Origin of the sequence: Rhodopseudomonas sp. BR0C11 (genome assembly GCF_010820945.1) — a bacterium.
Classification (GTDB): domain Bacteria; phylum Pseudomonadota; class Alphaproteobacteria; order Rhizobiales; family Xanthobacteraceae; genus Rhodopseudomonas; species Rhodopseudomonas palustris_H.
This window is the reverse complement of the sequence record NZ_QTKI01000143.1, coordinates 1-10,879: the sequence shown is the minus strand read 5'-3', so window position 1 is coordinate 10,879 and position 10,879 is coordinate 1. Positions and strand designations below refer to the sequence as shown.

Genomic DNA, 10,879 nt, shown 5'->3' with positions numbered 1-10,879 from the left:
CTGCGGGGCCTTGCGCGAAGCTCGGCGTCGCCGTCAGGGGAAGGGCGATGGCCAGCGCGGCCACGGCACTCAAGGTTCTCAAATTCAACATCATCGGCTCCATCGACGGGATTGGCTTGGAACGCCCGCGGTCTCAACCCGGCTGGATCGCCGTCGTTCCCATTCCGCCGCTTATCGGCGAAAGCTGATCCCATTCAGTTGTATAAGGGCTGAATGAATTGCGGTGATTTTGCGGAACCTGGCCGTGGCGCTTGTTCGCAGGCATTCGCAACGGCTGGACAAGCGGGCCCGCCGGTGGCATCAGGGACTCTGTTGTCGCCGCCAAGGATGCGCCGAGATGAAACTGTTTTTGCTGCGGATTTTTACCTGGTGGAACGGCTTCACGTTCGGCACCCAGCTGTGGACCTGGCGGTTCGGCGAGCTGGTCGGCACCGACGACCAAGGCAACCGCTACTTCCGCACCAAGGGTGGCAAGATCGATCCGACGCTGGGCTTCGAGCGGCGCTGGGTGCTGTACAACGGCTATGCCGAGCCGAGCCGGGTCCCGCCGGAATGGCACGGCTGGCTGCACAACGTTGTGGATGTGCCGCCGACCCAGGAAAGCTTCACGCCGCGCGAGTGGATGAAGCCGCACCAGCCGAACCGGACCGGCACGCCGCTGGCGCATCGCCCGACCGGCTCCACGCTGTCGACCGGCCGCCGGCCGAAGGCGACCGGCGACTATCAGCCCTGGACCCCGGGCGCCTGAGGCTTCTCTCTTCCGCGGCGGCCTGACAGGCCGTCGCCTTTAATCGCGTGACAGCCGATCGGCCGCACGCTTCACGGCGTCGATGCGGCGTTGACGCGCCCCCTGCATCCGCTGTTTCAGCATCGCCACCACCTCCTGCGGGGCGGTGTCCGGCGAACCGGCGTTGAACGGCGGCGCCGGATTGTACTCCAGCATCAACTGGATCGCCTGCGCGGTCGGGCGGTCAGCCAGCAGCTCCGCCAGCGTCAGCGCAAAATCGATTCCGGCGGTCACTCCGCCACCGCTGATACGATTGCGGTCGATGCAGACCCGCGACCGCTCCGGAATTGCCCCGAACGCCGCCAGATCCTCCAGCGCCGACCAATGCGTCGTCGCGCGGTAGCCGCGCAGCAGGCCCGCCGCGCCGAGCACCAGCGCGCCGGTACAGACGGAGGTGAGATAGCGCGCCTGTTCCGCCTGCTGCCGCAGGAAGGCGAGGGTGTCCTCGTCATTGACCAGATCGTCGGTGCCGGCGCCGCCGGGCACGCAGATGACATCGAGCTGCGGGCAGCGGCCGAAGTCGATGGTCGGCGGCAGCATCAACGCGGTATCGCTGGTGACCGGGGTCATCGTCTTGGCCACCAGATACACTTTCGCGTTCGGCAACCTCGAGAACACCTGCAGCGGCCCGGTGAGGTCGAGCTGCGTCAGGTTGGGAAACAGCAGCAGTCCGATGGTCGTGGTGGTCATGATGGTCTCCGTGAAACGGCCTGGCGCGCGTCAGCGCTTGACGGAGCCAATCTGGCATGCTCGCCTCTTGGCCGAAATGGCATATTTCCCTCGTTTTCAGACAAGCCCTCAGCGAGGCGCTTCATGATCGGCGTGCTGATCTATCCGGATTTCCAACTGCTCGATGCCGCAGGGCCGATCGCGGCGTTCGAGATCGCCGCACGCTACGCGAAGCTGGCGCCTGCCATCAGAGTGATGACGGCAGAGGCCGGTGCGGTCCGTAGTTCGTCGGGCGCCGAGCTGCTGGCGCGCGGCCTGCGCCATGATCGGGCGATGCGGACGCTGATCGTTGCGGGTGGTGAAGGTGTTCGCGCGGCGGCGCAGTGTCCGCGGCTGCAGACGTTTCTGAAGGCCGCGGCGAAACGCGGCTGCCGCATCGCGAGTGTCTGCTCGGGCGCCTATGTGCTGGCAGAAGCCGGACTGCTCGATGGCCGGCGGGCCACCACGCATTGGGGGCGCAGCCGTGACTTCCGCACGCGCTATCCGCAGGTTCGGCTGGAGCCGGATCGAATCTTCGTGCGCGACGGCGAGGTGTGGACCTCGGCCGGCATCAGCGCCGGCATCGATCTGGCGCTGGCGATCATCGCCGAGGATTACTCCGATGCGATCGCCCGTGACGTCGCGCGGCAGTTGGTGGTGGCGCAGCGACGCGCCGGCGGTCAGTCGCAGTTCTCGTCGCTGATCGAGCTGCAGGCGCCGTCCGGGCGGTTCGCCGGACTGCTGTCGTGGATGCGCGAACATCTGGACAGGCCGCTCACCGTCGAGCAATTGGCCGAGCAGGCGGGGATGAGCACGCGGCATTTCGCCCGGGCGTTCCGGGATGAAACCGGCACCACGCCGTCGAAGGCGGTGGAGCGGCTGCGGCTCGAAGTGGCGCGCAGCCGGGTGCAGGCTTCAGGTGAAGCGATCGAGTTGGTCGCACAGGCCACCGGATTCGGCGATCCGGAGCGGATGCGCCGTGCCTTCATCCGCGCCTTTGGTCACCCGCCGCAAGCTCTGCGCCGCGCCGCTAAGGCGGCGTGACGATCGCGGCGGCTCCGTGATCAGGCCAACACCGGAGCGGTCTCGGCGTGAATCCGTTCGGCTGCGGCGTTGAGCGCCGTCATCGCCTGGGTCAGCTCGGGATAGACCTCGTCTTCGATCGTCACGACGCCGTAGTTGGAGTCCTCGCCATCCCAGCGGCCTTCCGCCGGCTGGTCGGCGTGAACGAACCAGTGGTAGCCGATCAGCGCCGGATGGCGCAGTGCCGCGGTGGTGTAGCGCGTGAAGCCCGCAGCGCGCTCCCGCTGGGTCGGCGTTCGCGGGCCGGCGCCGTGCGTATTGGGGAGTCCGGCGTCATCGCCGCGGAACGAGTATTCGCCGATTAGGCACGGCCGCCCGGTTTCGGCGTAGCCGTCGATCACTGCGTCTGGCAGCGGATCGTAGCAATTGACGCTGATCACGTCGCAATATCTGCCGGCCGCATCGACGACGTCCTGCGGCGGCACGTAAGCGAACCTGGCGCCGAGCACGAGGTGATTGGGATCGGCCGCACGGATCGCGGCGGCGCTGACCGACAGGCAGCGCTCGGCCAGCAGCCCGGCGAAGGCATCGCAATCTGCGAAGTAAGCGCGTGCGATCGGATCATGCTCCTGCGCCCGATCGTTGGTGAAGAAGTTGCGGCGGAACGGCGGCGCCTGCAGCGGCGCGGCGGCGAGATCGTCCCACGATGAGAGAGCGCATTGCCACGCCGCATTGAACTGATCGATGCTGTCGTAGCGGTTTTTCAGCAGCGCCAGCGCGGCGCGGCGCGAGAATGGTGCCCCCATCGCGCGAAGGATAGTCGGCAGCAGTTCGTTTTCGCCGCGCCAATCCGGTCCCCACGGCAACTCGTTATCGGTGAACCAGCCGAGCACGTGAGGATCGTCGCTCTGCGGCGTGCAGACCTTGCGCGCGTGCGCGCGGGCGAACTGCTCGAATTCCGGATCGAAGATGTCGCACAGCGGCCAGCCGCCGCGTTGTTCGCCGAAGGCGGTCGCGACATAGACGACGCCGGCGGCGGAGGCGAGGGGAACGGCGCCGGCGCCTGCGACCTCCGGCTCCGACCAGGCGCCGAGTGTGTTGAAGCCCCAGGAGGCGAGGCGGTCCGCCGCGACGCGGCGCCACGCTTCGCGGCTGCCGTATTTGCGCGTGCAGGCTTCGCGATACGGCCGGCGATCGGTGCCCTGAACGTTGTCATGGTCGAACTGCACCGAGACCACGCCCTTGGACAGAAACCGTCCGCCGTCCGGATCGATGAACCACCACACGCCGTCGATCTGTTCTGTTCGGAAGAAACCACTGGCCTCGACCTTGCGATCGGCAAGGCCGCCCCAGCGCGTGCGTGCAAGTTCAGTCATTCCGTCGTGACGACCGGCGCCCGCGCGCCGCTGCTCCCTGTTGACCGCGCAAATCCTCGGACGGCTGGAGCGCGGTCACGTTGACGCCGGTCAATGCCGGCCTGCGGCTAAAGCGCCTTCAGCCAGTCGCCGATCTCGCGCACCGCGACGTTGGCCTGCGGCAGCAGCTTGCCCATGGTGAAGAAGCCGTGGAATTGGCCCGGATAGGCCCGATGCATCACCGGGACTCCGGCGTCGACCAGACGACGGGCGTATTCGTCGCCTTCGTCGCGCAGCGGATCGGCGCCGGCGGTGATGACGAAGGCCGGCGGCAGGCCCGCAAGGGTCTCGGCGCGCGCCGGCGAGGCACGCCAGTCCTCGGCATCTTGCGCGCCGCTGAGATAGTGATCACGAAACCAGCGGATCACCGAATGCGTCAACAGCACGCTGGTCTCCGGCTCGCTGTGCGACGGATGCCGCATCGAGAAATCGGTGGCCGGATAGATCAGCACCTGACCGGCGAGCAAGGGGCCGCCGTGATCGCGGGCATGCAGCGCGACCACCGCGGAGAGGTTGCCGCCGGCGCTGTCGCCACCGACGCTGAGCTGTTCGGGATCGATGCCGAGCTTTTTGGCGTTGTCAGCGATCCAGCGCGTCGCGGCGATCGCGTCGTTGACGGCAGCGGGGAATTTGTGCTCGGGCGCGAGCCGGTAGTCGACCGAGATCACCAGCAGTTCGCCATCCTGGGCGATGCCGCGGCAGACAACGTCGTGGGTCTCGAGATCGCCGATCACCCAGCCGCCGCCATGAAAGAACACCAGCGCCGGCGCCAGACCCTCGTCCTGGCGGAGTTTGTTCGGAGTGTAGAGCCGGGCCGGGATATCGCCGGCCGGGCCGGGGATCGCGATCGAACGGACCGACGCCATTTCGGCCGGATCGGGATTGCTGACCAGCCGCGCCGCCGAGTAGTAGGCGCGGGCTTCGTCGGCGGTCAGCGTCTCGTAAGCCGGGCGTCCGGCGTCCTGGAAGGCCTTGTAAACGGCAGCGGCATCGGGATCGAGCTTGGCGGGCATGGGGCTTCCTCGTGCTCCCCGGTTCGGGCCGGGGCTTGCCTATTCGCCGGCGGGTAGGCCCGCCGGGATTTGAAACCAATATCTCAGGAGTTCCTCGCAATAGCCAGCCGCGTCGCCCGGAGCCGCCACGCCCTTTCCCCGCCGTATTCCCCGTGTTAACCGGGAGGCCAATGCGAGCGGCCCGAAGCTGTAGAATGTCGCAAGCCTGATTCGTCGATTGAAGCCGCGCGGAATGTCCCGAAGCCTGAGCCTAGTCGGTCTTGCGGCGTTGATCGTCGCCCCGTTGATCGCGTTTGCGCCTCCCGCGCAGGCGCAGATCGGCAACATCTTCTCGGATCCGCCGCCGCGGCCGCCGGGAACGGTGCCGCGTGGCGCGCCGCCGCCTGCCGACGACGAGGAGGAAGAGGTGCCGGATCTGCCGCCGCAGGGGCGGGTGCTGCCGGCGCCGGGTCGCGCGATGCAGGGCTCGGCGATGCCGGGACCGGTGCAGTCGCAGCCGTTGCCGCCGCCGCCGGGCTCCACCGTGATTCCGCAGACCCCGCCGCCGGCCGCTCAGCAGCCGGCGGAGCCGAATGCCGGCGTCGCCAACGCGCCGGCCGCGACCAATCCGCTGCCCGGTCTGCCGCCGGGCCAGCGCCAGCCGCGCGGTACGCCGCAGGCCAATCCGCCGCCGGCTCCCGCGACGCTGCAGCCGGGCGACGAGATCGTCACCGAGCCGCCGGCGCAGAAGATCGTGAACAAGAAAGCGAGCTTCGCCGGTCTCGACAAGATCACCGGCCGTACCATCAATTTCGATGCCGACATCGGCGAGACGGTGCAGTTCGGCGCGCTGCGGGTGAAGACCGACGCCTGCTACACCCGGCCGTCGACCGAAGCTGCCAACACCGACGCCTTCGTCGAGGTCGACGAGATCACGCTGCAGGGCGAAGTGAAGCGGATCTTCTCGGGCTGGATGTTCGCGGCCAGCCCCGGCCTGCATGCGGTCGAGCACCCGATGTACGATATCTGGCTGACCGACCGTAAGGACCCGGGGACCTCGAACGTCCCCATGGCCCAGCCGGACGCGCCGAAGCCGGCCGCGCCGCCGCCGCAACAGCGCCGCCGCCAGCAACAGCAGTCGCAGCAGACACTGCCGCCGCCGCCATCGCTGCAGCAGCCAGCACCGCCGCCCCAGCGCCCGCAACGCCCGCTGCCGCCGCCGTTCCCGGGCTTCCAGCAGTAAGTGCGCTCGGGTTCCGAGAAGTCGGAGCCGGCGATTTCGCTGATGGCCGACGGTTGAGCTGTGCCGCCAGCAGCCGCGAACGGCGTAGTCCGCTTCAGGCAGGGAAGGCATGAGCGCGATTAGCAAAGTTGGCTGCGCGTGAGCCTGTGCTTGCTTTCGGCACTGGCAGCGCTTGCGACGGCCGCCAGGCGATCACCGCTCAGTTGCAGAGCACCTGAACAGTGAAGATCTTCGCGAGGTCGGCGATCGCCTCGGGCGCTAGCTCGCGCGTGCTCACCTTGCCGGTCGGGACTACACCGCTGGAATCGAGGAAGTTGGTCGCGATACCGGTCTTGATTGCAAAGTTGACGTTCTGTGGAATGTCCTTGGTCGCGGCCGCGATGTTCAAGGCATTGAGCTTCGAGACGATCACGCCGATGACGTTGCCATATTTGTCCAGCAGCGGACCACCGCTGTTGCCCGGCTGAACCGGCGCCGATATCTGAGCAAGTCGGGTGTCGTCTTCCATTCCGGTCGTCGCGGTGATCGCGCCGGCGGTGAAGTTGCCGGAGGTCGACAGGATGCCGGTCAGCGGGAATCCGAAGACGTACACCGCCTCGCCGAGCCGCATTTGTGATCGCAGGCCCGGAATTGCAGCTGGTGACGACGCCGTCTTCAGGATCGCAAGATCGTTGGTCTTGTCCTTCGCGACGAGGGTAGCGCTCACGGCAGCTCCGCCTGGAGGCAGCACGTTGATGGTCGAACACTCGGCGATGACGTGGTGATTGGTCACGATATGGCCGCTGTCCGAGACGTAGAAGCCAGTGCCTGAGCTCTTGGTATGGCGTTTCGGCTTGGAGTCTGTTGAAGGTTCGTCGCGGGTGTCGCTCTGCGCCGTCATGAACGCTTTCTGGCACGACAACACCGCTTCGAGCGCGCGTCGCGAGCCATCCAACGAAAGCGCTGCGACGCGGCGCCGATTGAGGAAGACGCCGACGCCGCCGGATTCGGCCAGCTCCACCATGAACTCGGTCTTGAGATTGCCCGAGAACACACCCTTCTCATTGCTTCGCTCAAAGCCCATGAACTCGCCGTTCCACCGGGTGCGACCCATGACGAGTTGCATGTCGTACTGGCCGTCGACCTCGACCGACGCCCAGCGCGGATTGGTGAAGGCGATATAGGCGCTAGGCTTGTCGCCGGCGAAGCCGAACCAGACCGTCGTTCGATCCTGATAGGTCGCCGCGGCGAGGCAACCACCGACGCTCTTGCTGAATCCGACGTCCCAGCCCGAGACCTTTCCGAACGACTTATCGATGTTGAGGTCGCCGCAGCGGGCCTCCGTTGCGATGGCAATCGATCCGACCAGCATCAGTGCAGCGATCGTCCGCGCGAGGATATCCTTCCGCGGACGAGGTTTGCGGGGCGGGTACACGAGCCGCGCTGCGAATGTTGTGTGCTTCATCGGCCTTCGCGCAGGAGAATGGCTGCGCCTCTGGTGGAGGTGCCTTTGTCCGGCGGCAGACGCTTAGTCTCTGGCCGGACGTGTTTTCGAAGCGGCGACGCCGGCGAACGGGTCCGCCATCGAGGTCTGTGACGGCGCCGGACGCGACCGGTGCGCAACGTGCCGGCGATGACGCGCAGACCGATAGACGCGCGGCTGTTGTTGCTGCGCGATGCCGTTGGCGATGATCGCTGCGGCGGCGACGCCAGCGAGCGCGCCGAACACGGCAGCGCCATCGCGCGCGACGGAGCGGTTTGGAAAAGAGATCACAGCGATCGCAACAGCTGCAGCCAGCAGAGCCGGCGAGATACGCAATGACGTTTGGTCCAATGTTCTTTTCAGCATGACAGTCCCCAGATGCCCTGCCTTCGATTAGTAGGAAACGGGGTTGCAGCGGTCAAGCAATGACCGTCATGCGAGCGACGTCTGTTCACGGCTTGAACGGTTCGTTGTTGGTACCAGGATGCGCTACGTCCGCGCGATGATCGCCAGCGCTTCGGCGCCGGTGACCGGGCGATCGAGCGGCAGTGCTGCGAACGAGGCTTCGCCTTCGAGCGCGTCGTCGAGCAGCGAGCGATAGCGCAGCCGCGGCAATTCGATGGCGCCGAAGCTCTTCAGATGATCCGTCACGAACTGGGTGTCGAGCAGGGTGTAGCCGCCAGCGAGCAGACGCGCGACGAGGTGGACGAGCGCCACCTTCGAAGCATCGCGGGCGCGGTGAAACATGCTCTCGCCGAAGAACGCCCGGCCGAGGCTGACGCCGTAGAGGCCGCCGGCGAGATCGCCGTCCTGCCAGACCTCGACGCTGTGGCAATGGCCGATGTCGTGCAGGCCGATATACAGCTCACGGATCCTGCGATTGATCCAGGTGTCGTCGCGCCCCGGCTGCGGCGCTGCGCAGCCGTCGATCACTGCCTTGAAGTCGCGATTGACGGTGACGGTGAACGCGTCGGACCGCACCGTGCGGGCGAGGCGCGAGGACACGCGGAAGCCGCCGAGCGGAATGATGCCGCGCATGTCCGGCTCGACCCAGAACAGCGAAGGATCGTCGACGCTTTCGGCCATCGGGAAGATGCCGCACGCATAAGCGCGCAGCAGCACGTCGGGCGTGATCTCGGAAGCGGCGGAGGAGTCGCGTGAGGCCATGCGCAAAGCATAGCACGACGCTGCAGGCGCGCGACCCCGTGGGAACTAGGGGCAGTCAGCGGCTAGTGCGGCAGGTCGGGATGCCAGCCGACCAGCAGCAGCATCGCGAAGAACGCGATGAAATACGCCATGCCGACGTGCCAGCCGTGGCGCAGCCACATCACCACCGACTTTCCTTCCGGGAACATGTTGGTGATCGCGACGCCGGCCGAGGAGCCGAACCACATCATCGAGCCGCCGAAGCCGACCGCATAGGCCAGAAAGCCCCAGTCGTAGCCGCCCTGTTTCAGCGCCAGCGCGGTGAGCGGAATGTTGTCGAAGCCGGCCGAGACGAAGCCGAGGCCGAGCGCGGTCTGCCAGCTCGCTGTGGGCAATTGTTCGACCGGCATCAGCGAGGCCGCGGTCACCAGCGCGAGCAGGAAGATCGTGCCCTTGAAGGTCGCGGGCATCAGCTCCCAATCCGGCCGGCGCAGCGGCGCGGTGATCAGGATCACCGCCCAGACCGTCAGGCCGAGCACTGGCGCGTGGTCGAGCAGGGCGGGGAATTTCATGTTGGCGGTGACGTTGGCCGCCAGCGCCGCGATCAGGATCGCGGCGACGATGCCGACGCGGACCCACTCGATCTGCAGGCCTTTCGGCGCGTTCTTCACGATCGGCGAGAACTTTTGCTGCTGGATCGAGGCCGGCACCGCGAACAGCGCCAGCGCGATCACCGCCGCCACATAAGCTTCCAGCACGCTGAGCGGCGAGACGCCGGCGATCCACATCATGGTGGTGGTGGTGTCGCCGACCACGCTGCCGGAGCCGCCGGCGTTCGAGGCGGCGACGATCGCGGCGAGATAGCCGATATGGACCCTGCCGCGAAACACGTGCCGCGCCACCATGCCGCCGATCAGCGCGGCGGCAATGTTGTCCAGGAAGCTCGACAGCACGAACACCAGGCCGAGCAGTACTACCGGGCCTTTCCAATCGTCGGGGAGCAGCGCCGGCATCTCGTCGGGAATGCCGCTCTTCTCGAAATGCGCCGACAGCAGCGCAAAGCCCATCAGCAGCAGGAACAGGTTCGCCAGCGTGACCCATTCGTGCTGCATGTGCAGCGCCAGGCCGGACAGGCCGACACCGGTCTTGAAGCCGGCAAACGCCAGCTTGTAGCCGACCACGGTGACCAGGCCGGCGAGCGCGATCAGCAAGGTGTGGCGATGGAAGATCGCGACCCCGACCAGGGTGGCGGCGAACAGGATGAAATCGAGCGGGATGCCGAAGATCAGGATCGGTGTCACGGCTGCCTCGCGCCGGACAGGACGGGCTGCGCCGCAGCGGCGCGCCACCGAGATACGAACGGCAACCTATGGCCGCTGAGGGCGTGAGCGTTCAAAGGCGTATCTTCCCGAATTTGATCGGCCGAACCGGTTGTGCCGGCGGCGCGGCGGAAGCTGCCCGAGGTGCGACAGAATGGCAAGGCAGCAATGGTCTTAGGGCACCGGCCGCCAAAGCAATATGTTCGCCGGCAACGTTTGGCCGGTCAGGTTTTGACCGCGAGCCAGATCCAATGCCGTGAGCCGGTGCGTTTGCCGACCGCCCGGACCGGGACTTCGTTGACGGCGAAATCGCTGCGCCGCAGCCGCTTGGTGAAGCTGTCGTCGGGGCCCGACGACCACACCGCCAGCACGCCGCCGCCGCGCAGCGCCGCGCGGGCGTCGGACACGCCGCGGCTATCGTAGAGCTGGTCGTTGGCGGGGCGCGACAGGCCTTCGGGGCCGTTGTCGACGTCGAGTAGGATGGCGTCGTAGCGTCCGGCGCCGGCGCGGATCAGCTCGCCGACGTCACGCTGCAGGATGCTGACGCGGGGATCGGTCAGGCTGTCGCCGTACAGCGCGGCCATCTCGCCGCGGGCCCAGTCGATCACTTCAGGCACCAATTCGGCGACCTCGATGACGGCGTCGGCGCCGAACACCTTCAGCGCGGCGCGCAGCGTGAAGCCCATGCCGAGACCGCCGATCAGGACACGCGGACGAGGCCGGCCGGCAAGCTTCTGACAGGCGAGGGTGGCGAGCGCTTCTTCGGAGCCGCCGAGCCGGCTGT

General features: G+C 67.1%; 12 protein-coding genes. 5 read left to right on the top strand and 7 right to left on the bottom strand.

Annotation, left to right across the window (positions count from 1 at the left end; all coding sequences use genetic code 11):
• The coding region (locus tag DYI24_RS13030; RefSeq protein WP_205523499.1) for a hypothetical protein at nt 1-188 on the top strand (188 nt) is incomplete at its 5' end.
• Between the two features lie 149 nt (nt 189-337).
• A complete protein-coding gene (locus DYI24_RS13025; RefSeq protein WP_011157971.1) occupies nt 338-748 on the top strand; it encodes an NADH:ubiquinone oxidoreductase subunit NDUFA12 in 411 nt (136 codons plus the stop codon).
• Nucleotides 749-787: 39 nt separating this feature from the next.
• Here the strand turns inward: DYI24_RS13025 and DYI24_RS13020 are convergent, their stop codons facing one another.
• The gene (locus DYI24_RS13020) at nt 788-1,477 is read right to left on the bottom strand and encodes a DJ-1/PfpI family protein (RefSeq protein ID WP_164572587.1); all 690 of its coding nucleotides are present in this window, start codon (nt 1,475-1,477) and stop codon (nt 788-790) included.
• A gap of 123 nt (nt 1,478-1,600) precedes the next feature.
• Between DYI24_RS13020 and DYI24_RS13015 the strand changes: the two genes are divergently transcribed.
• Nucleotides 1,601-2,539, top strand: coding sequence for a GlxA family transcriptional regulator (locus DYI24_RS13015; protein ID WP_164572586.1), 939 nt, complete (start codon nt 1,601-1,603; stop codon nt 2,537-2,539).
• Nucleotides 2,540-2,559: 20 nt separating this feature from the next.
• On the opposite strand, the gene DYI24_RS13010 is transcribed toward DYI24_RS13015, so the two are convergent.
• Nucleotides 2,560-3,894: a glycoside hydrolase 5 family protein gene (locus tag DYI24_RS13010; protein WP_164572585.1), complete on the bottom strand. Its 1,335-nt coding sequence runs from the start codon at nt 3,892-3,894 to the stop codon at nt 2,560-2,562.
• Between the two features lie 107 nt (nt 3,895-4,001).
• A complete protein-coding gene (gene lipP1, locus DYI24_RS13005) occupies nt 4,002-4,946 on the bottom strand; it encodes a LipP1 family hormone-sensitive lipase (RefSeq protein ID WP_164572584.1) in 945 nt (314 codons plus the stop codon).
• Nucleotides 4,947-5,178: 232 nt separating this feature from the next.
• Here lipP1 and DYI24_RS13000 point away from each other — a divergent pair, with 232 nt between their 5' ends.
• A complete protein-coding gene (locus DYI24_RS13000; RefSeq protein WP_164572583.1) occupies nt 5,179-6,168 on the top strand; it encodes a DUF2155 domain-containing protein in 990 nt (329 codons plus the stop codon).
• A gap of 199 nt (nt 6,169-6,367) precedes the next feature.
• On the opposite strand, the gene DYI24_RS12995 is transcribed toward DYI24_RS13000, so the two are convergent.
• Nucleotides 6,368-7,519 (bottom strand): S1C family serine protease, encoded by a 1,152-nt coding sequence (locus tag DYI24_RS12995; protein WP_246701244.1) that lies wholly within the window; start codon nt 7,517-7,519, stop codon nt 6,368-6,370.
• 243 nt (nt 7,520-7,762) lie between these two features.
• Here DYI24_RS12995 and DYI24_RS28060 point away from each other — a divergent pair, with 243 nt between their 5' ends.
• Complete coding sequence (locus DYI24_RS28060) at nt 7,763-7,969, top strand: hypothetical protein (protein WP_205523498.1); 207 nt, start codon at nt 7,763-7,765, stop codon at nt 7,967-7,969.
• Between the two features lie 150 nt (nt 7,970-8,119).
• Here DYI24_RS28060 and aat read toward each other — a convergent pair whose 3' ends face one another.
• From aat to DYI24_RS12975, 3 genes are all read right to left on the bottom strand, one after another.
• Entirely contained in the window at nt 8,120-8,797 is a 678-nt protein-coding gene (gene aat, locus DYI24_RS12985) for a leucyl/phenylalanyl-tRNA--protein transferase (protein ID WP_164572580.1), read from the bottom strand.
• Nucleotides 8,798-8,859: 62 nt separating this feature from the next.
• Nucleotides 8,860-10,077 carry a citrate transporter gene (locus tag DYI24_RS12980; RefSeq protein WP_164572579.1) on the bottom strand — a complete coding sequence of 406 codons (1,218 nt, stop codon included), beginning with the start codon at nt 10,075-10,077 and terminating at the stop codon, nt 8,860-8,862.
• Between the two features lie 242 nt (nt 10,078-10,319).
• A partial coding sequence (locus DYI24_RS12975) for a spermidine synthase family protein (protein WP_164572578.1) occupies nt 10,320-10,879 on the bottom strand: 560 nt, incomplete at its 5' end.